General features: G+C 57.9%; 26 protein-coding genes. 12 read left to right on the forward strand and 14 right to left on the reverse strand.

The genetic code is table 11. From position 1 onward, the window contains the following. Window positions 1-120: 120 nt before the first annotated feature. From sdhA to AC2FD9_RS15385, 8 genes are all read right to left on the reverse strand, one after another. Entirely contained in the window at window positions 121-1,929 is a 1,809-nt protein-coding gene (gene sdhA, locus AC2FD9_RS15350) for a succinate dehydrogenase flavoprotein subunit (protein WP_496837676.1), read from the reverse strand. A 24-nt stretch (window positions 1,930-1,953) separates the two neighbouring features. Further along, entirely contained in the window at window positions 1,954-2,325 is a 372-nt protein-coding gene (sdhD, locus tag AC2FD9_RS15355) for a succinate dehydrogenase, hydrophobic membrane anchor protein (RefSeq protein ID WP_170562777.1), read from the reverse strand. 11 nt (window positions 2,326-2,336) lie between these two features. Beyond that, window positions 2,337-2,720: a succinate dehydrogenase, cytochrome b556 subunit gene (gene sdhC, locus AC2FD9_RS15360; RefSeq protein WP_058278905.1), complete on the reverse strand. Its 384-nt coding sequence runs from the start codon at window positions 2,718-2,720 to the stop codon at window positions 2,337-2,339. A 200-nt stretch (window positions 2,721-2,920) separates the two neighbouring features. After that, window positions 2,921-3,583: a DUF1194 domain-containing protein gene (locus AC2FD9_RS15365; protein ID WP_496756433.1), complete on the reverse strand. Its 663-nt coding sequence runs from the start codon at window positions 3,581-3,583 to the stop codon at window positions 2,921-2,923. Window positions 3,584-3,640: 57 nt separating this feature from the next. Next, a complete protein-coding gene (locus tag AC2FD9_RS15370) occupies window positions 3,641-4,669 on the reverse strand; it encodes a MaoC family dehydratase (RefSeq protein WP_496837678.1) in 1,029 nt (342 codons plus the stop codon). Continuing rightward, on the reverse strand, window positions 4,669-4,875 hold the full coding sequence (locus tag AC2FD9_RS15375) for a DUF1737 domain-containing protein (RefSeq protein WP_496722954.1): 207 nt from the start codon (window positions 4,873-4,875) through the stop codon (window positions 4,669-4,671). Before AC2FD9_RS15375 ends, AC2FD9_RS15370 begins: the two co-directional genes overlap by 1 nt. 12 nt (window positions 4,876-4,887) lie before the next feature. Then, entirely contained in the window at window positions 4,888-5,442 is a 555-nt protein-coding gene (locus AC2FD9_RS15380) for an NnrU family protein (RefSeq protein ID WP_496837680.1), read from the reverse strand. A gap of 6 nt (window positions 5,443-5,448) precedes the next feature. Then, window positions 5,449-6,306 (reverse strand): HpcH/HpaI aldolase/citrate lyase family protein, encoded by an 858-nt coding sequence (locus AC2FD9_RS15385; protein ID WP_496837682.1) that lies wholly within the window; start codon window positions 6,304-6,306, stop codon window positions 5,449-5,451. Between the two features lie 170 nt (window positions 6,307-6,476). Between AC2FD9_RS15385 and AC2FD9_RS15390 the strand changes: the two genes are divergently transcribed. Beyond that, window positions 6,477-6,776: a hypothetical protein gene (locus AC2FD9_RS15390; protein WP_282120109.1), complete on the forward strand. Its 300-nt coding sequence runs from the start codon at window positions 6,477-6,479 to the stop codon at window positions 6,774-6,776. Here AC2FD9_RS15390 and AC2FD9_RS15395 read toward each other — a convergent pair whose 3' ends face one another. After that, the gene (locus AC2FD9_RS15395; RefSeq protein WP_058273684.1) at window positions 6,777-7,532 is read right to left on the reverse strand and encodes a sulfite exporter TauE/SafE family protein; all 756 of its coding nucleotides are present in this window, start codon (window positions 7,530-7,532) and stop codon (window positions 6,777-6,779) included. Window positions 7,533-7,692: 160 nt separating this feature from the next. Here AC2FD9_RS15395 and mdh point away from each other — a divergent pair, with 160 nt between their 5' ends. The 10 genes from mdh to lpdA all read left to right on the forward strand — a co-directional run bounded on the left by mdh (window position 7,693) and on the right by lpdA (window position 19,074). Further along, window positions 7,693-8,655, forward strand: a complete 963-nt coding sequence (mdh, locus tag AC2FD9_RS15400; RefSeq protein ID WP_058273532.1) for a malate dehydrogenase — start codon at window positions 7,693-7,695, stop codon at window positions 8,653-8,655. Between the two features lie 363 nt (window positions 8,656-9,018). Continuing rightward, window positions 9,019-10,212 carry an ADP-forming succinate--CoA ligase subunit beta gene (gene sucC, locus AC2FD9_RS15405; protein WP_496837291.1) on the forward strand — a complete coding sequence of 398 codons (1,194 nt, stop codon included), beginning with the start codon at window positions 9,019-9,021 and terminating at the stop codon, window positions 10,210-10,212. Window positions 10,213-10,295: 83 nt separating this feature from the next. After that, window positions 10,296-11,177: a succinate--CoA ligase subunit alpha gene (gene sucD / locus AC2FD9_RS15410; RefSeq protein WP_058273535.1), complete on the forward strand. Its 882-nt coding sequence runs from the start codon at window positions 10,296-10,298 to the stop codon at window positions 11,175-11,177. A gap of 149 nt (window positions 11,178-11,326) precedes the next feature. After that, on the forward strand, window positions 11,327-11,839 hold the full coding sequence (locus tag AC2FD9_RS15415; protein ID WP_282120107.1) for a DUF805 domain-containing protein: 513 nt from the start codon (window positions 11,327-11,329) through the stop codon (window positions 11,837-11,839). After that, window positions 11,836-12,378: a DUF805 domain-containing protein gene (locus AC2FD9_RS15420; protein ID WP_282120106.1), complete on the forward strand. Its 543-nt coding sequence runs from the start codon at window positions 11,836-11,838 to the stop codon at window positions 12,376-12,378. The genes AC2FD9_RS15415 and AC2FD9_RS15420 overlap by 4 nt, the downstream gene beginning before the upstream one ends. Beyond that, window positions 12,375-15,332: a 2-oxoglutarate dehydrogenase E1 component gene (locus AC2FD9_RS15425; protein WP_058278793.1), complete on the forward strand. Its 2,958-nt coding sequence runs from the start codon at window positions 12,375-12,377 to the stop codon at window positions 15,330-15,332. The genes AC2FD9_RS15420 and AC2FD9_RS15425 overlap by 4 nt, the downstream gene beginning before the upstream one ends. A 3-nt stretch (window positions 15,333-15,335) precedes the next feature. Beyond that, complete coding sequence (gene odhB / locus AC2FD9_RS15430; RefSeq protein ID WP_109312907.1) at window positions 15,336-16,850, forward strand: 2-oxoglutarate dehydrogenase complex dihydrolipoyllysine-residue succinyltransferase; 1,515 nt, start codon at window positions 15,336-15,338, stop codon at window positions 16,848-16,850. Window positions 16,851-16,852: 2 nt separating this feature from the next. After that, entirely contained in the window at window positions 16,853-17,122 is a 270-nt protein-coding gene (locus AC2FD9_RS15435) for a hypothetical protein (RefSeq protein WP_058273540.1), read from the forward strand. Window positions 17,123-17,206: 84 nt separating this feature from the next. Further along, complete coding sequence (locus tag AC2FD9_RS15440) at window positions 17,207-17,596, forward strand: MAPEG family protein (RefSeq protein ID WP_496837684.1); 390 nt, start codon at window positions 17,207-17,209, stop codon at window positions 17,594-17,596. An 89-nt stretch (window positions 17,597-17,685) separates the two neighbouring features. Next, a complete protein-coding gene (lpdA, locus tag AC2FD9_RS15445) occupies window positions 17,686-19,074 on the forward strand; it encodes a dihydrolipoyl dehydrogenase (protein ID WP_496837685.1) in 1,389 nt (462 codons plus the stop codon). 18 nt (window positions 19,075-19,092) lie between these two features. Here lpdA and AC2FD9_RS15450 read toward each other — a convergent pair whose 3' ends face one another. Further along, a complete protein-coding gene (locus AC2FD9_RS15450; RefSeq protein ID WP_496837686.1) occupies window positions 19,093-19,671 on the reverse strand; it encodes a TetR/AcrR family transcriptional regulator in 579 nt (192 codons plus the stop codon). A gap of 101 nt (window positions 19,672-19,772) precedes the next feature. On the opposite strand from AC2FD9_RS15450, the gene AC2FD9_RS15455 reads away from it, so the two are divergent. After that, window positions 19,773-20,366, forward strand: a complete 594-nt coding sequence (locus AC2FD9_RS15455) for an NAD(P)H-dependent oxidoreductase (RefSeq protein ID WP_496837687.1) — start codon at window positions 19,773-19,775, stop codon at window positions 20,364-20,366. Between the two features lie 8 nt (window positions 20,367-20,374). Here the strand turns inward: AC2FD9_RS15455 and AC2FD9_RS15460 are convergent, their stop codons facing one another. Genes AC2FD9_RS15460 through AC2FD9_RS15475 form a run of 4 tightly spaced genes read right to left on the reverse strand, consistent with a single transcriptional unit; the run spans window position 20,375 to window position 23,280 of the window. Continuing rightward, the gene (locus tag AC2FD9_RS15460; protein ID WP_282169813.1) at window positions 20,375-20,980 is read right to left on the reverse strand and encodes a pyridoxamine 5'-phosphate oxidase family protein; all 606 of its coding nucleotides are present in this window, start codon (window positions 20,978-20,980) and stop codon (window positions 20,375-20,377) included. Next, a complete protein-coding gene (locus tag AC2FD9_RS15465) occupies window positions 20,967-21,707 on the reverse strand; it encodes a lysophospholipid acyltransferase family protein (RefSeq protein WP_496738902.1) in 741 nt (246 codons plus the stop codon). Before AC2FD9_RS15465 ends, AC2FD9_RS15460 begins: the two co-directional genes overlap by 14 nt. Further along, complete coding sequence (locus AC2FD9_RS15470; RefSeq protein ID WP_496837689.1) at window positions 21,707-22,606, reverse strand: cell division protein FtsX; 900 nt, start codon at window positions 22,604-22,606, stop codon at window positions 21,707-21,709. Before AC2FD9_RS15470 ends, AC2FD9_RS15465 begins: the two co-directional genes overlap by 1 nt. After that, window positions 22,603-23,280, reverse strand: coding sequence for a cell division ATP-binding protein FtsE (locus AC2FD9_RS15475; RefSeq protein WP_058273548.1), 678 nt, complete (start codon window positions 23,278-23,280; stop codon window positions 22,603-22,605). The genes AC2FD9_RS15470 and AC2FD9_RS15475 overlap by 4 nt, the downstream gene beginning before the upstream one ends. Window positions 23,281-23,422: the final 142 nt, after the last annotated feature.

Raw genomic sequence — 23,422 nt, forward strand, 5'->3', positions numbered from 1 at the left:
CACTGGCGGGGCCGCAGAAACGGGTTCCACAGTCTTTGAGTGCGTATGGTCCTTTTCTCTCAACGATACTAATCACCGCGTCGCCTCTCGGTCTCTGTCGCGTCTTTAGGTTTTACGACATCAGAACGTCCGCGCTTTGGGCGCGATTTTCTGCAGGCTGATGCCGCCTTCGGCTTCGGTTGTCAGCGGATCGGCAATGACCGGGCGATAGCTGAGATCGACTTTGTTGCCATCAACACGCGACACTGTGTGAACACGCCAGTTCTCATCATCACGCTCTGTGAAATCTTCATGCGCGTGTGCGCCGCGGGATTCTTTGCGCGCCTCAGCGCCGACGATGGTCGCCAAGGCGCTTGGCATCAGGTTGGTCAGCTCCAGCGTTTCCATCAGGTCGCTGTTCCAGACCAGCGAGCGGTCGCTGACTTTCAGGTCGTCCATCTTGGCGGCGATCGCCGTCATCTTGTCGACGCCCTCGGCCATGGTTTTTGCTGTGCGGAAGACCGCTGCGTCTTCCTGCATGGTCTTCTGCATCTCAAGACGCAGATCGGCCGTAGCGATTGCACCGCTGGCATTGCGTACCGCGTCGAAACGGTCGAACGCCTTATCGACGGACGCCTGATTCAGCACCGGGTTCGGTGCCTCGGCATCCACAACCTTGCCCGCTTTGATTGCGGCAGCGCGGCCAAACACTACGAGGTCGATCAGTGAGTTCGAGCCCAAACGGTTCGCCCCGTGGACCGAGGCACAGCCTGCTTCACCGACAGCCATCAAGCCGGGGACAACGCCCGTCGGGTTGTCAGCGGTCGGGTTCAGAACCTCACCCCAATAGTTGGTCGGAATGCCGCCCATGTTGTAATGCACAGTCGGCAGAACCGGGATCGGTTCCTTGGTGACGTCTACGCCCGCAAAAACCCGCGCCGACTCCGAAATACCTGGTAGGCGCTCTGCCAGCGCTTCGGACGGCAGGTGGCTTAGGTTCAGGTGAATGTGGTCGCCACCGTCACCATGGCCACGACCTTCGCGGATCTCCATTGTCATCGACCGCGAGACGTAATCGCGAGGTGCGAGGTCCTTGTACTGGGGCGCATAACGCTCCATGAACCGTTCGCCTTCGGAGTTGGTTAGGTAACCGCCCTCACCACGCGCGCCTTCGGTGATCAGGCAGCCAGAGCCGTAGATGCCGGTCGGGTGGAATTGAACGAATTCCATATCCTGCAGGGCCAGACCCGCGCGGGCCACCATGCCACCACCATCGCCGGTGCAGGTATGGGCCGATGTTGCGCTGAAATAGGCGCGGCCATAGCCGCCGGTTGCCAGAACAACCATCTTGGCGTTGAAGACGTGCATCGTGCCGTCGTCCAACTTCCAGCAGACGACACCCTGACACTGCCCGTCTTCGGACATGATCAGGTCGATGGCGAAGTATTCGATATAGAACTCGGCGTTGTTCTTGAGGCTTTGACCATAGAGCGTGTGCAGGATCGCGTGACCGGTCCGGTCCGCAGCAGCACAGGTCCGCTGCACGGCAGGACCTTCGCCGAATTCGGTGGTGTGACCACCGAACGGGCGTTGGTAGATCTTGCCCTCTTCAGTACGGCTGAACGGAACACCGTAGTGTTCCAGCTCATACACGGCCTTGGGTGCCTCACGCGCAAGGTATTCCATTGCATCGGTGTCACCCAGCCAGTCCGAGCCTTTAACGGTGTCGTACATGTGCCACTGCCAGTGGTCCGGTCCCATATTGGACAGAGATGCGGCGATCCCGCCCTGCGCGGCAACCGTGTGCGAGCGTGTCGGAAACACCTTCGTGACACATGCCGTGCGCAGACCTTGTTCTGCCATGCCCAGCGTGGCGCGCAGACCAGCGCCGCCAGCGCCGACAACAACCACGTCATATTCGTGTGTTTCGTATTCGTATGCAGCTGTCATTTTGTTAATTCCTTACCGCGCGTTTCACAGAGCCAGCTTGATCAGGGCAAACAGCCCGGCAGCTATCAATGTGTAGCCAAACGCCGCGACGGCCATGAGGCTCAGCTTTTCTGCGACACCATGGACATAGTCTTCGATCGCAACCTGCGTCTCACGTACCAGATGGATGATTACGACGACCAAAGTCAGGCCAGTTACAATCGCCGGGAATGGGCGGCTGTAGTAGGTCAGAACCTCTTCGTATGATCTGCCCAAGCCGCTTGCGAAGACAAAAACGAAAAGTGGCACCAGAACGACCAGAGCGGCCGAGCTGACCATCATCTGCCAGTGATGATGTGTACCTTCGCCTCCGGCACCGGTACCCTGCGCGCGTTTGCGGTCAGTGAGGTAATTCATGGCCAATCTCCTTAAACCGCAATTGCCGTGATGAAGGCGAGGATGGTGGCCAACACCAGCATGCCGATCCCCATCTTTTCGGAGATACCGACATCTACGCAATACCCCAGATCCCAGATCACGTGACGCAGACGACCCAGCATGTGATAGAAGATCGCCCAGGTCGCAGCGAACATCACCAGATCACCTAGCCAGCTTCTCATCAGCCCATCGATGAAGTTGAATGCCGTTTCGGATGTTGCCGCCGCCAGGAACCACCAGACGACAAAGAATGCGATCGCTAGCGACGCAATACCCGTGATGCGCACAAGGATCGATGTCATCGAAGTCAGTTGGGGGCGGTAGATCGTGAGGTGAGGTGAAAGAGGGCGGTTGCCCCGATTTACATCGGCCATGTTGGCTCCTTTACGGTTGGCTTCCGAAGGTTTTACTGTTTTTTGCGGTTCTGTCACGTGCTGCAGATGCAAAAAAGTTCACAATTGGCGCAAAATGACGGATATTTGCATTATGTGATCACACAAAATAAGCTCGTGATCACAAATTGTTTTCCATCCATCACGATGTTAGCGCCTGCAGATTCGATTCTGTTGTGCGGCTATTTCAAATCAGCGGTTTGCTGGGTCACCTCGCGCAGCAGTTTCTTACGAATCCGCTCGGGATAGTCTGCAAACCCTGAGGCTGAGACGACAAACGCCCCCTCGCCCACGATCACATTTTCAAAGAAATACGCGGTCAGATCCGGTTCGCTTTCTTCGATTGCAATCGCGTTCACCGTCACACCGCGTGTCCGCAGAATTCTGTGGACGTCCGATGGTTCAATCCCCTCGTTCGACACCCCATCGCCAGAGATATCGATCAGGTGGCGTTTGCAATCCGACACCGTATCGAAATAGGACATGGTCGATTCCAGCGCCTCGCCAATTGCGGTGGAAAAGTTGCGCCAGACCCTGGGATCGTTGGCCACTTTTACAGCAAACTGATCAATTGCCTCGAAACTGTCGATATGTGTCCACGGAACAGTGACCATCTGACGAGAGGACCCTGTCCACTGCACCAGCATCACGCGGGCTTTCCCGCGCACCAATGCCTCGGACACGATCGGGTCACGCAAACCGGCTGCTAGGCCATCCATTTGTATTCGATACTCAGTCGAATCGACCGACCCCGAGACGTCTACAGCGAGTGCCAATGCCAAATCGCAAGCATATGCAGGTGGCGTCAGACAGACGCAGGCAGCTATTGTGCGAAGCAAGGTCATGACCGCAGCCTAACACGATTGGCGCTGGCTGCGATCAAATGAATGTCACCACGAGTATCAGATCGGCATCAAAGCCCAGTAATCCAGATCAAGCAGAACATTGGGCAGATAACGACCGTCTTCGTTTTTCAACTCAAACGGCTCGCCGCCCTTGGTTGCGACCAACCGTAGGCGCACGGCGCCGACGCCCGGAATGGCAGTTTCCGCCTTGTCCAGAACTTCGGACCAGGCCTTGATCGTATCGCCGGCAAAGCAGGGGTTCGCATGCGCGCCACCGTTCAGGCCAACGATCATCTGTGCATTAGCCAGCCCGTTGAACGACAGGGTCCGCGCCATGGAAATCACGTGTCCGCCATAGATCAGCCGCCCTTCGGGGCGGAAGGTCAGATCGAAATGCACCTTGGCGGTGTTCTGCCACAGGCGAGTGGCCAGCATATGCTCGGCCTCTTCGATCGTGACGCCATCGACGTGATCGATTTTCTCGCCAATCTCATAGTCGCCCCAGCGATGCGCCTCACCAGCCTGAGCAAAATCGTACTGAGAGAAATCAAGGCCCTCGGGCGCGATCAGATCCTTCGCGTCCAGCGCCTTTTTCAGTTCAGGCACCAAAGTCTCGGGCGCGGGCGCATCCAGATCCGATTTCCGCACCATGACCCAACGCACGTATTCGATGACAACCTCATCGCGCTGGTTCAGACCGCGCGTGCGCACCCAGACAACACCGGTCTTGCCGTTCGAGTTCTGTTTGAGACCAATAACCTCGGATTCCGAACGCAAGGTATCGTCGGGATAGACCGGCTTAAGCCAGCGCCCTTCAGCATACCCTAGATTGGCGACCGCATTCAGCGACACATCAGGGACAGTCTTGCCAAACACGACGTGGAATGCAGCAAGATCATCAATCGGGCTTTGCGGCAGACCACAATTCCGGGCGAACTCGTCCGAGGAATACAGCGCATGCCGCGCCGGATAGAGCGCGTGGTACAGCGCCCGCTCGCCATTGGTCACCGTGCGCGGCACGGCATGGTGCAACACCTGACCAATGGAATAGTCCTCAAAAAAGCGGCCCGGATTGGTTTTTGCCATTATTGCTGTCCCAGTTTCATGTCAGGTGAATAGTCGGCCTCGACCTCTTTGGTCACGGCCTGTGCGCAACGCATCATGCGGCTGTTTTCGTCATAGGCATAGGACGGGTCGCCATACAAATCCCAGCCTTTTGCCAAAGCATCTGACACTTTGTGACAAAAGGCCGATGTGTCTTCTTCGGTCAACAAACGGTAGAGTTTTGTCATAATGTCAGATCCTTACGAGGGGAACGGCGACGGGCCGACCAGCCCGTGAATGTAACCGATGACACCCAGCAGGACGATCGAGGCCACAAAGAACATCGCGTCCTTCCCATAGGTTCCGGGTTCACCGGGGGTCCAGTCAGGCTGCGACTTGTTGATCACGATCACTTCGACCACAGCCCAAGCCAACAACCCGCCGAACAGGATGATCGAGGCCAGATCCCCATTCACCAGCAAATGCGCGAAAGCCCACAGCTTGAACCCGCCCAGCATCGGGTGGCGAAACCTATTCAGAATCCGCCCTTTGGTTCCGGCTGGGCTCAACATGAAGATCGCGATCAACACCAGAAGGTTGTTGATGTGAATCATGAAGGCAGGCGGGGCCCAGACATAGATGAAGTCGGTCATGCGATAGCCGAAGATCATCAGCAAGATCGACGCCACCAAGGCCAGCGCGACCGCGCCCTTGCCGGCGTCGCCCATCGCAGCGCGACGCTCTGGCATCACGCGTTTGAACAGATGTGCAGCCCACCAAAGTGCCACACCGAGAATCAGAAGAACAAAGCCCATGCTGGCTTACCCCGCTTGCAAAGCTATAATTGCCTCCGCTTTTGCCAGAGTTTCGCGGGCAGTTACAACGTGCAGATTTTCAACGATCTTGCCGTCGACAACGGCAACGCCCTGTCCTTGCGCCTCAACCTCTTCGAAAGCGGCAATCTGGCGACGGGCCAGATCGATCTCAGTCTCCGACGGGGCATAGGCTGCGTTGGTAACATCGACCTGCGCGGGATGGATCAGTGTTTTACCGTCAAAACCCATGTCGCGGCCTTGCGCACATTCGGCGGCCAGACCTTCGGCGTCCTTGAATGCGTTGTAGACACCATCCACAACGATCAGCCCTTCGGCCTTGGCGGCTAGCAGGCACAGGCCCAGCGAAGTCATCAAGGGCAGGCGATCCGGACGGAAGCGGGTTTGCAGCTCCTTCGCCAAATCATTTGTACCCATGACAAACCCCGCCATCAGCGGATGGGCGGCAATCTCGGCCGCATTGAGCATCCCGCGCGGGGTTTCCATCATCGCCCAGATTGGCAGGTCACCGGTAATCGCGGCCAATGCGTCCACGTCCGCAGCTGAATTCACTTTGGGCAGCAGGACCACATCAGCATCCATCTCGCGCACGGCCTCGGCGTCGGCACGGCCCCATTCGGTATCCAGACCGTTGATGCGCACGATCTTGACCCGTTCGCCATAGCCGCCCGCGGCCAGAGCCGCCTTAAGCGTTTCGCGCGCATTGCCCTTCTCATCGGCAGACACCGCGTCTTCAAGATCAAAAATGATCGCGTCCACAGGCAAAGTGCGTGCCTTGTCCAACGCCCGGTCTTTTGAACCAGGGATATAGAGAACAGAGCGATAGGGGCGCTGGCGCGAGTCCATTGGCTTCTCCCGAAGAAATAAAGTTGCGCGGAATGGGGCATTTTTTGTCGGAAAGTTCAAGCGCAAAATCGCCGCATCGCAGCATTTGCGACGCAACGTGCGTTCCTTTAACCGGATTTCGGTCCAACGGCGGCACCCTGACCGGCAAAAGAAATCGAAAAGGGTCAAAGATGCACAAGACACTGCTGAAGATGACGATGGGCCTCGGAATCATGGTTCTGGCTGCGCAACAGGCCCACGCCCGCAACTGCGCACCACGTGACGAGGTGATAAAACGGCTGACCGAAACTTACGGCGAAACGCGCCAGGGGATCGGCATCGCGCGTCAAGGCGCGGTGATGGAGCTCTATGCGTCGGACCAAAGCGGCAGCTGGACGATCACCGTGACATTGCCGGATGGAATGACCTGCCTTGTTGCCTCGGGTCAGGCTTATGAAATGATCGCCGATGCCCTGCCGCCCAACGTCTGATCAGGTCAAAGCGTCCCAGATCAGTTTACTGCCCGTGAGCGTCAGCAGCACATAGGCGATGCCAAAGAACAGGCGCTCGGACAGCATGAAATGCGCCCGGACGCCCAGCCAGGCACCAAGAATCGCAAATGGTGTCAAAAGCAGATCGGCCCACGCGGTGTGCCAAGTGAAAAGGCCAAGATAGGCGTAAGGCACAAATTTCGTGATGTTGATGACCCAGAAGGCCAATACAGTGCTGGCCTGAAACTCGGTCTTCGACAGGCGTTGCGACAGCAGGTAAACGGCGGCTGGCGGGCCGCCCGCATGGCTGACAAAGCTGGTGAAGCCAGCAACCAGTCCAGCGAACAGTCCGGCGGGGGCAGGCAGTCTGTTTGTAAAGCCGCGCACCCAGCCTTTGGATTGACTGACGTGCCAAACGACAAAACCAATGGAAATCCCCCCGATCAGTAGGCGCAGCAGATCATCATCGGTGGCGCGATAAAGCCATGCGCCCAACGCCACGCCAGGCACGGCCCCAAGGATCAACAGGCGCGAATCCGGCCAGCTCCAGCGTTTCCAATAGGGCCCAAGAGTTGCAACGTCGATCACCATCAAAATCGGCAGCATCAGCGCCAGTGCCTGCCCCGGCTCCAATATCAACGCCAGAATCGATGAGGACGCAAAGGCCACGCCCGAGCCAAAGCCACCCTTCGAAATACCCGCAAAGATCACAGCCGGGATCGCTACAACAAAAAACATCAGGTTCAATTCGAACATGCAGCGCCCCGGTTTCGGCCTGTATCCTTGGCCGTTTAGCGCAATCAGCACAGGCAGTGCAAACGGTATGCGGTTGCATGCCGCGCCGCTGAACACTTGCGCGAAAGCCATTTAGCGACTAGCACAGCCGCGATTTCAATTCCGACCGGAGATTTTCCAAATGGCCAGACCCAAGATTGCGCTTATCGGCGCTGGGAACATCGGCGGCACGCTTGCGCACCTCGCAGCTGTCAAAGAACTGGGTGACGTAGTCCTGTTCGACATCGCAGACGGGCTGCCGCAAGGCAAAGCGCTCGACATCGCTGAATCCGGCCCTTCGGAAGGGTTCGACGCAGCCATGTCCGGCACCAGCGATTATGCCGATATCGCAGGCGCAGACGTCTGCATCGTCACCGCTGGCGTCGCCCGCAAACCCGGCATGAGCCGCGATGACTTGTTGGGCATTAACCTGAAAGTCATGAAGTCGGTTGGCGAAGGCATTGCAGCCCACGCGCCCGACGCGTTCGTGATCTGCATCACCAACCCGCTGGACGCGATGGTCTGGGCTCTGCGTGAGTTCTCGGGCCTGCCGCACAACAAAGTCTGCGGCATGGCTGGCGTTCTGGACTCGGCCCGTTTCGCGCACTTCCTGTCGGAAGAGTTCAACGTCTCGATGCGCGACGTCACCGCGTTTGTTCTGGGCGGCCACGGCGACACAATGGTGCCGTCGGTGCGTTATTCGACCGTTGCCGGTATCCCCCTGCCCGATCTGGTCGAGATGGGCTGGACCACGCAGGATAAGTTGGACGCCATCGTTCAGCGTACCCGTGATGGCGGTGCCGAAATCGTTGGCCTGCTGAAAACTGGCTCGGCTTACTACGCGCCTGCCACTTCGGCGATCGAAATGGCCGAAGCCTATCTGAAAGACCAGAAGCGCGTACTGCCTTGCGCCGCATACTGCAGCGGCGAGCTGGGAGTTGACGGTCTCTATGTAGGCGTACCTACCGTGATCGGTGCCGGTGGCGTCGAACGGATCGTCGACATCAAGCTGAACGAAGACGAACAGGCCGGGTTCGACAATTCGGTCAACGCCGTCAAAGGCCTGATCGAAGCTTGCAAGGGCATCGACAGCTCGCTGGCCTGATCCCTCTTGAGCGGTAATTCAGAACCCGGTTTACCTTTGGTGAGCCGGGTTTTTCTTTGAACGATTGCGGCGCCATTGAATCGACATTTCCCCGGCACAGATGCCATGTAATCGTTTGAATCCGCCATCTCGGCGGACCGGCTAGGTTTAGCGCTAGCTGAATTCTCTCTTTATTCTAAAGGCCGTCAACGACGACGAATCAAACGGGCAACCTTCATTGCATTTTGTGATCACACCCAAAAAAACCGTGATCACAAATAATGAAAATCTTCGTGAAAAACTGCTCCCCTGTCAAAAAACCCTTTAAACTTGCCCCCTAGACACCCCTATAACGGTGTAACGCAGTCAGACAGGACAGTTTCGATGAACATTCACGAATATCAGGCCAAAGCGCTTCTTCGCAGCTATGGCGCTCCGGTCTCCGAAGGTCGCGCGGTTCTGCGCGCTGAGGAAGCCAAAACCGCAGCCGGTGAGCTGGATGGCCCGCTCTGGGTTGTCAAAGCACAGATCCACGCGGGTGGCCGTGGCAAGGGCTCCTTCAAAGAGGCTGATGCCGGTGAAAAAGGCGGTGTTCGTCTGACCAAGTCGGTGGAAGAAGCATCCGAGGAAGCCAAGAAGATGCTGGGCCGAACGCTGGTCACGCATCAAACCGGCCCTGCGGGCAAGCAAGTCAACCGCATCTACATCGAAGCCGGTTCCGGCATCGAGCGTGAACTGTACCTTGCCCTGCTGGTGGATCGCCAGACCAGCCGCATCTCATTCGTGTGTTCGACCGAAGGTGGCATGGACATCGAAGAGGTTGCCGCGGCAACGCCCGAGAAAATCCTGTCCTTCTCGGTCGATCCGGCAACAGGCTATCAGCCCTATCATGGCCGCCGCATCGCCTTCTCGCTGGGCCTGGAGGGTGCGCAGGTCAAACAGTGCGTCAAACTGATGAGCCAGCTGTACGCCGCCTTCATCGAGAAGGACATGGAGATGCTGGAAATCAACCCGCTGATCGTGTCCGACAAGGGCGACCTCAAGGTGCTGGACGCCAAGGTCGGCTTTGACGGTAACGCGGTTTACCGCCACCCCGATATCGCCGAGCTGCGCGACACGACCGAGGAAGACCCCAAGGAACTTGAAGCCTCTAAGTACGACCTGAACTACATCGCGCTGGATGGTGAGATCGGCTGTATGGTGAACGGTGCCGGTCTGGCGATGGCGACAATGGACATTATTAAGTTGTATGGCGCCGAGCCTGCCAACTTCCTCGACGTTGGTGGTGGTGCCACCAAAGAGAAAGTGACCGAAGCGTTCAAGATCATCACCTCGGACCCGCAGGTCAAAGGCATTCTGGTCAACATCTTCGGCGGCATCATGCGCTGTGACGTGATTGCCGAGGGCGTTGTCGCCGCGGTGAAAGAAGTCGGCCTCAAAGTTCCGCTGGTTGTGCGTCTTGAAGGCACGAATGTCGAGAAGGGCAAAGAGATCATCAACACCTCTGGCCTGGACGTGATCGCGGCGGACAACCTGAAAGACGGTGCCGAGAAGATCGTGAAGGCCGTCAAAGGCTAATCCCAATTCCGTGGGGTGGGATTTGCCCACCTTTCCGACGAATTCAGGCAGGCTCAGGCCCGCTTAAAACAGGAGAATGCCAAATGGCAGTCCTCATCGACGAAAATACCAAAGTGATCTGTCAGGGCTTTACCGGCTCACAGGGCACATTCCACAGCGAACAGGCCATTGCTTATGGCACCAAGATGGTTGGCGGCGTGACCCCCGGCAAAGGCGGGATGACCCATCTTGACCTGCCCGTATTCAACTCGGTCCACGAGGCCAAGCATGTGACCGAAGCCAACGCCAGCGTGATCTATGTGCCCCCGCCCTTTGCGGCAGACTCGATCCTCGAAGCGATTGATGCCGAGATGGAAGTGATCGTCTGCATCACCGAAGGCATCCCGGTTCTGGACATGATGAAGGTGAAGCGCGCTCTAGAGGGCAGCAAGTCACGCCTGATCGGCCCGAACTGCCCCGGTGTGATCACGCCCGATGCCTGCAAGATCGGCATCATGCCCGGCCACATTCACAAACGCGGGAGTGTGGGTGTCGTTTCCCGCTCGGGTACGCTTACTTATGAAGCTGTGAAACAGACAACAGACGTAGGCCTGGGTCAGTCCACCTGCGTGGGCATCGGCGGCGACCCGATCAAAGGGACTGAGCATATCGACGTGCTGGAATGGTTCCTGGCCGATGACGAAACCCACTCGATCATCATGATCGGTGAGATCGGTGGCTCGGCCGAAGAAGAAGCCGCGCAGTTCCTGGCAGATGAGGCCAAGAAGGGCCGCTCGAAACCCACCGCTGGTTTTATTGCGGGTCGCACGGCTCCTCCGGGCCGCCGCATGGGCCACGCAGGCGCGATCGTCGCCGGTGGCAAAGGCGGTGCCGAAGACAAGATCGAAGCCATGCGCTCGGCCGGTATCGTCGTGGCCGAAAGCCCTGCCCAGCTGGGTGAGGCTGTTCTGGAAGCGATTGGGTAAGTGACCGAGGGCCGGGTATATGTTCTGAGGGCAGCGCCCGGCCCGAGGGTGGGTGCAATGCGCCCGCCCACCAAAACATTGGTTTGCCTTCGGCAAAACGAGGCGGGTCGGGCGCTGCCCGGCAATGCTCACCGGTTGGGTCAATATTGATGGGACCAGTGCAGGCTATATCGACCGGACTGCGGAAAACCTTGGTTTATTCCGGCAGAGCCACACGCTCAGAATTCTGGTGGTTTGCGCCGGTCGCGCTGGTCTTTCCGATGTTAGCGATTACACAACTTAACTGGCAGAACGCCGAGATTTTGGGCATCTGGCAACTGTTTGTAGTAATGGTAGCATCTGTTCCTCTGCTATCGGCCATGAGCCGCCGGTTACAAGACACTGGGGAGGAGGGTCGTCAGGCATTCTATCCTTTCATGCCTCTGATTACTCTCTGGCTCGGTTATCAGATGATGTACTGGCTCGGGTTGGTGCTGCTAACCAGTAGCGGTTTCGGAATCCTTTTTCTGGGGTTATTCGCTTTGGTGCTAGTAGCAATTGTGCTCCTTGTTGGATTTATCTCAAGCGCGCTAATTGCCGCCAACGTTATTGGCATGATGCTTGTAGCATCAGATCCGCAAAGCAATCGTTTCGGAGCGCCCGAGTTAGGAGTGACCCCATGACCTTCTCCGACGCCATGCGCACTTGTTTCTCCAAGTTTTTCACCTTCTCAGGTCGTGCCTCGCGGCCCGAGTACTGGTTCTTTTTCCTGTTCATCGTGATCTGGAACGTCATCGCCGGGATCATCGACTGGCAGTTCTTCACACAGGTCGCCACGACACAGACCGATGAAATCAAACAAGTCACTGCAACGTCCAACCAGCCGGTGCAAAGCATCGTGGGCTTGATCGTGTTCATCCCGCATCTGGCCGTCGCGTGGCGACGGATGCATGACACCGGGCGCAGTGGGCTTTTTGCCTTGCTACCGATCCTGCTGATCCTCGGTGCCGGGGCGGTTCTGTTCTTCGGCATCGGCCTTGCCTCCAGTTTCCAGCATGGCGGTAATCTGGACATCCTATTCACCCGCGCCACGTTGCTGGTCGTGATCCCGACACTGCTTGTTTTGTTTGTGTCGCCCCTCCTGGTTCTGTGGTGGCTGACCCGCCCCAGCCAACCAGGCACCAATCAATACGGTCCCAACCCACATGAGGTAGCCCAATGACCGAACATACGCCCAATTCTGCCTTTCATGCTTCTAGCTTTATGCAGGGGCATAATGCTGAATATCTGGAGCAGCTTTATGCCCAGTACGCCAAGGACCCGAACGCTGTAGATGCGGCCTGGGTCGATTTTTTCCGGGCGATGGGCGACGCCACGCCGGACGTCCAGCGCGAGGCCGAAGGGCCATCCTGGGCTCGGACCGACTGGCCTCCGATGCCGACGGATGACCTGACTGGCGCGTTGACGGGCGAATGGGCCGAAATCGACGCCAAGGCGGCAGGCGACAAGATTAAGGACAAGGCCGAGGCCAAGGGCGTTCAGGTCAGCGAAGACCAAATCAAACGCGCCGTTCTGGACAGTCTGCGGGCGCTGATGCTGATCCGGGCTTATCGTATCCGGGGCCATCTTGCTGCTAATCTGGACCCGTTGGGCATGCGCGCCGCCAGCACCCACCCGGAATTGGACCCCAGGACGTATGGCTTCACCGAAGCCGACATGGACCGCCCGATCTTTATCGACAACGTGCTGGGTTTGCAGATGGCCAGCATGCGCCAGATTGTCGAGATCGTGAAACGGACCTATTGCGGCACATTCGCGCTGCAGTACATGCATATCTCAAATCCGGAAGAAGCCGCGTGGCTGAAGGAACGGATCGAGGGGTACGGCAAGGAAATTCAGTTCACCAAGGAAGGCCGCAAGGCGATCCTGAACAAGATGGTCGAGGCCGAGGGCTTCGAGAAGTTCCTGCACGTTAAATACATGGGCACCAAACGTTTCGGCCTGGACGGCGGCGAAGCCTTGATCCCCGCGATGGAGCAGATCATCAAGCGCGGCGGTGCGCTGGGTGTCAGCGACATCGTCATCGGCATGCCTCACCGGGGTCGCCTGAACATTCTGGCCAATGTTATGCGCAAGCCTTATCGCGCGATCTTCAACGAGTTCCAGGGCGGCAGCTTCAAACCCGAAGATGTGGATGGTTCCGGCGATGTGAAATACCACCTCGGCGCGTCCAGCGACCGTGAATTCAATGGCAACAGTGTCCATCTGTCGCTGACTGCAAACCCCTCCCACCTTGAGGCTGTGAACCCGGTTGTTCTGGGCAAGGTTCGCGCAAAACAGGATCAGTTGGGTGACGAAGACCGGACCAAGGTTATGGGCATCCTGCTGCACGGCGATGCCGCCTTTGCGGGTCAAGGTGTTGTCGCCGAAGGCTTTGGCCTGTCCGGCCTTAAGGGTCATAAGACCGGCGGCACGATGCATATCGTGGTGAACAACCAGATTGGCTTTACCACCGCGCCGCATTTCAGCCGCTCCAGCCCCTACCCCACCGATATCGCCCTGATGGTTGAGGCACCGATCTTCCACGTGAATGGCGACGATCCCGAGGCTGTAACACATGCCGCCAAGGTTGCGACCGAATTCCGGCAGAAGTTCCACAAGGACGTGGTTATCGACATCTTCTGCTATCGCCGGTTCGGGCATAACGAGGGCGATGAGCCCATGTTCACCAACCCGATCATGTACAAGAAGATCAAGACGCATAAGACCACGCTGTCGCTGTACACCGAGCGTCTCGTGAAAGACGGCCTTATCCCCGAAGGCGAAATCGAGGATATGAAGGCCGCCTTCCAGGCGCATCTGAATGATGAGTTCGAGGCGGGCAAAGACTATAAGCCCAACAAGGCTGACTGGCTGGATGGACGCTGGTCGCATCTGGACAAGAACAAAGATGAATATGTCCGCGGCGACACGGCAATTAAACCGGAAACGCTGGCGCAGATTGGCAACGCGCTGAGCCACACACCAGCCGATATCGCAGTGCACCGCACCGTCTCGCGTCTTTTGGATCAAAAGAAACAGATGTTCGAAAGCGGCAAAGGGTTTGACTGGGCGACTGGTGAGGCCCTCGCCTTTGGCTCTCTGCTGACCGAAGGCTATCCGGTGCGCCTTTCAGGGCAGGATGCGACGCGCGGGACGTTCAGTCAGCGTCACTCGGGTTTCATACATCAGGAAACTGAAGAACGGTACTACCCGCTGAACAACATACGTGAGGGCCAGTCGAAATACGATGTGATCGACTCGATGCTCAGCGAATATGCGGTGCTGGGCTTTGAATATGGATTCTCACTGGCGGAACCAAATGCACTGACCCTGTGGGAAGCGCAATTCGGTGATTTTGCCAACGGCGCGCAAATCATGTTCGACCAGTTCATCAGCTCGGGCGAAAGCAAATGGCTGCGCATGTCCGGTCTGGTGTGCCTGTTGCCACACGGCTTCGAAGGTCAGGGGCCTGAACACTCGTCAGCGCGTCTGGAACGGTTCCTGCAGATGTGTGGTCAGGACAATTGGATCGTGGCCAACTGCACGACCCCTGCGAATTACTTTCACATCCTGCGCCGTCAGCTGCACCGGACCTTCCGCAAGCCGCTGATCTTGGTGACGCCCAAATCGTTACTGCGCCACAAGCTGGCGGTCAGCACAGCAGAAGAGTTCACCACTGGTTCAAGCTTCCATCGCGTGTTGTGGGACGATGCACAGCACGGAAACTCGGAAACCAAATTGGTCAAGGACGACAAGGTCAAACGCGTGGTGATGTGTTCCGGCAAGGTCTACTACGATCTGCTGGAAGAACGCGATGCGCGCGGCATCGATGATGTCTACCTGATGCGGATTGAGCAGTTCTATCCCTTCCCAGCTCATTCGCTGATTAATGAGTTGGAGCGCTTTAAGGGTGCCGAAATGATCTGGTGTCAGGAAGAACCCAAGAACCAGGGTGCATGGACCTTTATCGAACCGAATATCGAATGGGTTCTGACCCGCATCGGCGCCAAGCACACGCGGCCGCGTTACGTCGGCCGCTCCACATCGGCTTCTCCCGCGACGGGTCTGGCCAGCCAACACAAAGCCCAACAAGAAGCGCTGGTCGACGAAGCGCTGAGCATTGAAGGAAAATAATCGATGTCCATTGAAGTTCGAGTTCCCACGCTTGGCGAGTCGGTTACCGAAGCCACGGTTGCGACATGGTTCAAGAAACCCGGCGACGCCGTCGCGGTTGATGAAATGTTGTGTGAGTTGGAGACTGACAAGGTCACCGTCGAAGTCCCTTCTCCTGCCGCTGGCGTGATGGGCGAAATCGTCGCCGCAGAAGGTGAAACCGTTGGCGTTGACGCTCTGCTGGCCACCATCGCTGCAGGTGAAGGCGCAGCTCCTGCCCCGGTAGCCGCACCGGCCCCGGCGGCTGCGGCTGCTCCGGCGGCGTCTGGCGGCAGTGTTGACGTCATGGTGCCGACCTTGGGTGAGTCCGTGACTGAAGCGACCGTTTCGACATGGTTCAAACAGGTCGGCGACAGCGTCGCACAGGACGAGATGCTGTGTGAGCTGGAAACCGACAAGGTCTCGGTCGAGGTTCCGGCCCCGGCTGCGGGTGTTCTGGCAGAAATCGTTGCCCCCGAAGGCGCAACAGTTGAGGCGTCGGCCAAACTGGCGGTGATTTCCGGCGCAGCGGCAGGGTCCGTCGCTGCTCCGGCAGCTGCGGCGGCAACCCCGGCTGCAGCAGCAAGCACCGGCAAGGACATCGCCAACGCGCCATCCGCCGAAAAAGCTATGGCAGAGGCCGGTTTGTCCGCGGATCAGGTCACAGGCACCGGTCGTGATGGGCGGATCATGAAAGAGGATGTTGCCCGCGCAGCGGCTACGGCTGCGGCCCCGGCACCTACGGCGGCAGCACCGGCACCGGCGCAAGCGCCTCGGGCACCGGTCGCAGCACAGGATGCCGCCCGCGAAGAGCGTGTGCGCATGACCCGCCTGCGCCAAACCATCGCCAAGCGTTTGAAGGATGCGCAGAACACTGCGGCAATCCTGACCACCTTCAACGAGGTGGACATGACCGAGGTGATGGGCCTGCGCAATGAATACAAAGACCTGTTCCTGAAAAAGCACGGCGTGAAACTGGGCTTTATGTCCTTCTTCACCAAGGCATGCTGTCACGCGCTGAAAGAGGTTCCGGAAGTCAACGCCGAGATCGATGGCACGGACATCGTCTACAAGAATTTCGTGCACATGGGCGTTGCCGCCGGTACGCCGCAAGGTCTGGTTGTTCCTGTCATCCGCGACGCCGACAGCATGTCCTTCGCGGATATCGAAAAGGCTATCGCCGAAAAGGGCAAGCGCGCCCGCGACGGCAAGTTGTCCATGGCAGAGATGCAGGGCGGCACCTTCACCATCTCGAATGGTGGTGTCTATGGCTCGCTGATGTCTTCGCCGATCCTGAACCCACCGCAGTCGGGTATCCTTGGCATGCACAAGATCCAGGACCGTCCGATGGTCATCAATGGTGAGATCAAGATCCGCCCGATGATGTATCTGGCACTGTCCTATGACCACCGGATTGTTGACGGCAAGGGCGCGGTGACGTTCCTTGTACGTGTGAAAGAGGCGCTGGAAGACCCGCGCCGTCTGCTGATGGATCTGTAATCATGGCGACACATGTACTCTGGCAAGCCGACGTGGCCGACTTTGATGTCTGGCTGAAGGTGTTTGAAGAAGACAAACCGATGAGGGAGGCCGCGGGCATCCGCGACCTCCATATCTGGAAAGACCCTGATCGCAAGGACCACGCGGTCGCCTTGTTCGAGATCACCGATCTCGACCGGGCCCAGAGCTTCATCGAATCCGAAGAGCTGGCCATGCACCACGAACGTGGTGGCGTGGCACATATCCAGACCAAGGTTCTGGACCCTGTCTGAAAGCATGAAGCTGCGCCTGCCCATTGGGGGCGCGGCACGAACGGGTAACGCGATGACTTTCGACTGCTCAAAGGGAACCACTGGATGACCACGGAACTAACCGTCCTGACCCTTGCCGCATTACTTTGGGTCGCACAATTCGTAGTCTACCTGGCTGCCGGGCACGGTAAGATTGACCTTAGTCTTGCGGTTGGCCCGCGAGATATCCCTTTTGACAAACCGGGGGTTTCGGGGCGTCTGCACCGTGCCCTCAGCAACCACACCGAAGGGTTGGTTCTGTTCGCAATTGCGGCGCTTGTCGTGACGGTTTCGGGCCAGTCGAACGGGCTCACTGCGGCCTGTAGCTGGATCTATTTGATCGCCCGCATCCTATATGTTCCAGCCTACGCAATGGGCTGGACGCCTTGGCGAACCGTGATTTGGATCGTTGGCTTGTTGGCCAACACCGTAATGTTGTTGGCGGCTGTCTTTTGATTCAGTCGCTGGCATGGATAATGTAATGGGGAAACGCCCCGGCGTGCAGGAAATTGCCGCCATCCCCGTAAACGATAAGGACCTGACACATGGCAAATTATGACGTTATCGTAATCGGATCAGGCCCCGGCGGCTATGTTTGCGCCATCCGCTGCGCTCAGCTGGGTCTGAAGACTGCCTGCGTCGAAGGGCGTGAAACTCTGGGCGGCACGTGCCTGAACGTGGGCTGTATCCCCTCGAAGGCGCTGCTGCATGCCAGCCATCAACTGCATGAGGCCGAGCATAACTTTGCCAAGATGGGCCTGAAGGGCAAAAGCCCCTCGGTCGATTGGAAACAGATGCAGGGCTACAAGCAGGAAACGATCGACGGCAATACCAAGGGTATCGAGTTCCTGTTCAAGAAAAACAAGATCGACTGGTTGAAAGGCTGGGGCTCGATCCCTGCCGCAGGTCAGGTCAAAGTGGGCGACGAGATTCACACCGCCAAGAACATAATTATCGCATCTGGGTCCGAACCGTCCTCGCTGCCCGGTGTCGACGTTGACGAAAAGGTTGTAGTGACTTCGACCGGCGCTCTGTCGCTGAACAAGGTGCCAAAGAAGTTGGTGGTGATCGGCGCGGGCGTGATCGGGCTGGAGCTGGGCTCGGTCTATCAGCGTCTAGGCGCGGAGGTGACTGTGGTTGAATTCCTCGACGCGATCACCCCTGGTATGGACCCCGAAGTTCAGAAAACCTTCCAGCGCATCCTCAAGAAACAAGGCCTAAAATTTGTCATGGGCGCGGCGGTCCAAAAGGCCGAAGCCACCAAGACCAAGGCAAAGGTGACCTACAAACTGCGCAAGGATGACAGCGAACATGTGATCGAGGCTGATACAGTACTGGTCGCCACCGGACGCAAACCGTACTCGGATGGTTTGGGTCTGGAAGCGTTGGGTGTTGAAATGACACCGCGTGGTCAGATCAAAGTGGGGGTCGATTGGCAGACAAACGTGCCGGGCATTTACGCCATCGGTGACGTAACAGAAGGCCCCATGCTTGCGCATAAGGCCGAAGATGAAGGTATGGCCGCAGCCGAGCAGGTTGCGGGCAAGCATGGGCACGTGAACTACGGCGTCATCCCGGGTGTGATCTACACCTGGCCCGAGGTCGCCAATGTTGGCGAAACCGAAGAGACCCTGAAAGAACAGGGCCGCGCCTATAAGGTCGGCAAGTTTATGTTCATGGGCAACGGCCGCGCCAAGGCGAACTTAATGACCGATGGGTTTGTCAAAATCCTGGCCGACAAGGAAACCGACCGCATTCTGGGCTGCCACATCATCGGCCCCGGTGCCGGCGATCTGATTCATGAAGTCTGTGTGGCGATGGAGTTCGGCGCCTCGGCCGAGGATCTGGCCCTGACCTGCCACGCCCACCCAACTTATTCGGAAGCCGTGCGTGAGGCTGCGTTGGCCTGTGGCGACGGACCGATTCACAGTTAATAGGAAACCCGTCCGCCGTCAGGCTGCCGGGGTTAACCACGCGTCCAGATAGATTTCCAACCTGTCTGAAAAACTCTCTGCTTCATGCAGAGCGCAGAATTTCAGTGACATTGACTGAATAGCAAAAGCCTGAACCCCCTCGGCCAGCAGGTCGGGGGAAATGTCCTTGCGCACCTTCGCGGTTTCCAACCAACCAGCGACCAGTCGGACATAGCGTTCGAAGCAGCGTGCTATGGGCCCGATCTCGGTGATTGCGGTAGCGCCTGAGTACCGGATGATCAGATCGAACACATAGCGCTCGGACGTCATGAAGGCGTGGATCGGTTGCAGCGCATCGGCGATTTCGGGGGCCGTGTGTGGGGCGGGGCCCTGTTCGACCTGATCGAAACAGGCAACCAGCCTCTCACCAATCAGCATTTCCATTAGCGCGTCTTTGTCCCGGAAATGCGCAAAAAAGGTTCCCTTTGCGACCCCGGCTGCCTGAACCACGTCTTCCACTCGCAAAGCCTGATAGCCATTTCTTTCGGTAACGTCCTCTGCGGCCTCGATTAATCGGGCGCGCGTTTTGAGGGTTCTCTTTTGAACTGTCTTTTGCATATGCTCTGTTCGCATGTTTTTTGACCGTGGTCAAATTTGTAATTGACCGTGGTCATTTTTTCCAATAATAAACTGACCACGGTCATTTTTGGAGATTCGCGATGCACCCTAAGAAAATCCTGATCCTCGACGGACACCCAGGAGAAACCAGCCTGTCCCGAACATTTGCAGAAACCTATGCCGGCGCGGCCAAACAACAGGGGCACGACGTTCGCATGATTCACCTAAGCGACCTGCAATTTGACCATGATTTCGGTCAGGGAAACTATGAGGACTTCAAACCGTTAGAACCCGCATTGGAACAAGTGCTGCAGGATTTTGAATGGAGCGAACACCTTGTCCTGACGGCGCCGATGTGGTGGGGCGGCTTACCGGCCAAGCTGAAAGGTTTGATTGACCGGGCATTCATCCCCGGACGCACCTTCGACACGCGGAATACTACAAGGATCGGCTTTCCAGCACCTATGCTGACAGGGCGCACGGCGCGGGTCATCCTTACATCTGACACGCCGGGTTGGTTCATGCGTTTCATCTACAGGCAAGCACTGATCCGCCAGATCCGCGATCAGATTCTGGGATTTGTCGGTTTCAAACCGACCCGGTTCACTTACTTTTCGGGCGCCAGCTATCCCAAACCCGGCAGCGTGGACCGCTGGATATCAAAGGTAGCCCGGATCGGTGCCGCGGCAGCCTGATCCCGCGCCTACCACATCGTCTTCGCGGCGCGCACACCCCATTCCTGATCATATTGCGTGCCGCCTTCCTCGCCGTCCGACGCCTCGGCGAGGATTTCACCGACGGTCGGCACATGCGCGGTCTCGTCGCCACTGACCCAGGTACGGGCCCGCATCAAGGCACGGGCGCATTGGGTGTAAATCTCAGTGATTTCTATAACGATTACTGTTGCTGGTTTTTTGCCCTGCTTTTCGAACTGCGCGCGCAAATTTTCATCAGCTGTCACATGCGCCGTGCCATTCAATCGCACGACACTGTTGGACCCCGGCACCATGAACATCAACGACACTCGTGGGTCGCGCACGATATTGCGCAGGCTGTCCAGCCGGTTATTTCCGCGCCAGTCAGGCATCGCCAGTGTGTGCGGATCAAGTTCCAGTACAACCGGGCCGTCGTCACCTCGCGGGCTGCCATCGACCCCCTCGGGCCCAACGGTGCTGAGGATGCACAGGCGCGACGCCATGATCCATTTGCGATAAAGCGGAGTGAGCTGTCTGGCCACTTTGCGCAGTGAAGGCGCGCCCGGTGTGCCGTAGAGCGCCTCAAGCGTTTCGATGTTCTTAATGAGCTCCATCCGGTTCAAACCCCACTTCTCGCATCAATGCATTGGATCGTGTTTCGATCACGTCTTCCAGACGTCCAAGAAATTGATCCCGCCCCACACCCGGTTCGATCGGGTCAAGAAAGTCGACGATTGCAAGACCAGGTTTGCGCATAACCCCGGTACGCGGCCAGAAGACACCGGCATTCGTCGCAACCGGCACACAAGGAAAGCCCAGTCCTTCATACAGAACCGCTGTCCCGACCTTGTAGGGTTTCTTCGCCCCCGGTGCGACGCGCGTGCCCTGCGGGTAAATCACAAGCTGCCCGGGCTCAGAGAACTCTTTAGCCACGTCTTTGACCATCTTGGCGACGGCAGCACCCTTTCTGCCGCGATCAACCGGTATACACCCAAGGCGGCGGGCATAGAGACCGATAACCGGGGTATACAGCAGTTCCCTTTTCATAATGAACTTGCCGTGCGGAATGGCGCTGAAAATCATGATGATGTCGAGAAAGGACTGGTGTTTGGCTCCGATCACGACCTCGTCCACGGGAACGTTTCCGCGAACCTCACAACGGATGCCAACCATCCAGCTGGCCAACCAGATCGTCGATCGCGCGTAGGTTTTACAGGCTTGCAATGCCCCGCGTTTGGTAAACAGCGCGTAGGGCGCGAAAACGATACCAAGGATCAGCATCCACGCATAAATCACGATCATGAAGATCAAAGAGCGCACCCATTGGATCGCTGTAACCATCACGAAAGCTCCTTCAATTTGCGCACGGCCGCTGTCCAGGTGGCCAAGAACGCCACCGCAGCCCCCAGCAGAGGTATCAGCGCAGGCAACAGCCAGCCAACCCCCCGAAAACCCAATCCGGTCAGAAACCCGCCTTCAACTGAGGCTTCGGGCAACAGCAGAACACCGGTCATGCCGAACAGCACGCCAACGAGGGCACCGAAGAAAGCGCGATATGTGAACCGCCGTACAAATGCGCTGGCGATAAAACGATCACGGGCACCGACAAGGCGCAGGACTTCGATGATTTGGGCATTGGCCGCCAGTGAGGCATTGGCCGCCAGCGTGATCATCGCCGCCGTTGCGCCGCCAATCAGCAGGATAGACACCCAGCCCAATCGCCGCAGCGAGTTTGCCGCCTCGACCAGCGGCTCGCGCCAGCGTGAATGGTCGTCCAGCACGGCGCCGGGCACTTCGGCGCCAAGTCGCAAGCGCAAGCCAGCGGTATCTAGACCCGGTTCGCCCTCGATGATTTCTATCAGTTGCGGAATAGGCAGCGTATCCAGCGGCAAATCAGGACCGAACCACGGGGACAAAAGCGCGACCTGTTCCTCGGCGGTCAGGGCGCGTGCCGACGCAACGCCTGGGGTTTGGGCCAGCACGGTCAGCGCGGCCTCGGTCTGGGCGGAAAGCTGTTCGGCGGGCGCGTTTATACGCAAAGTGGCAGCCCCTGCTAGTTCCGATGCCCAACGGTCGGCCAGCCGGCCTGATGCCAGCGACAAGGCAAGCGCGAAAACGGCCAGAAAGGCCATCGCGCCAGAAACGAACAGTGTCAGCTGCGCCGTGTAGCCGGATGGTGGAACAACCCGATCTGCGCGTTTGTCGCGCACCAGCATGCTGCGGATGGTGCCCTTGTTCATAGATCCGCCCCCGCCAATTGAATCTGGCGCTGCGATATCCGAAGGACACGGGCCTGAACCTGGCTTTTGGCCGCGCGGATCAGGCTCAGGTCATGGGTCGCGATCAGCACGGTCTTGCCCATCTTGTTCAACTCGACCAGCAGGCGCAGCAATCGCTGGGACATTTCCCAATCCACATTGCCGGTCGGCTCATCGGCCAGCACAACGTCCGGCGACAAGATAACCGCCCGCGCCAAAGCTGCGCGCTGACGCTCACCCCCGGAAAGTTCCGGCGGAAGCGCATCGAGCCGTGTGCCTAGCCCGACCCAGTTCAGCAATTCCAGCAGGTCTTCTTTCTGCGCATTCTCGCCTTTGCCGGACACCATCAACGGTAAAGCGACGTTTTCAGCCAAGGTCATATGGTCCAGAAATCGGCAATCCTGATGCACGACCCCGATCCGGCGACGCAGCAGCGCCATCTGATCTCGGTCCAGGCGTGCAATGTCCTGCTCAAATGCGGTCATCCGTCCTGATGTGGCCAGCAACGCGCCATAACATAGCTTGAGCAAGGTCGTCTTGCCCGCACCCGACGGACCGGTCAGAAAATGGAACGACCCCGGCTGCAACTGAAGCGACACGTCGCTTAGCAACTCACCATCACCATAGGTGTAGCTGACGTTTTCCAGCTCGATCACAAGGGCCCCCAATTATTGTTGCCGCCCTTCTTGCCCGAGCGCGGTTGTGGTTTCAATGCCTGCACCGGGTCGAATTGGTGACACTTGCCGTGTGAAACCGAAAACACCCTTTGCGGTCAGGTCTTAACGGAATAACATCCCT

Source organism: Ruegeria sp. YTSC230, from assembly GCF_059609665.1.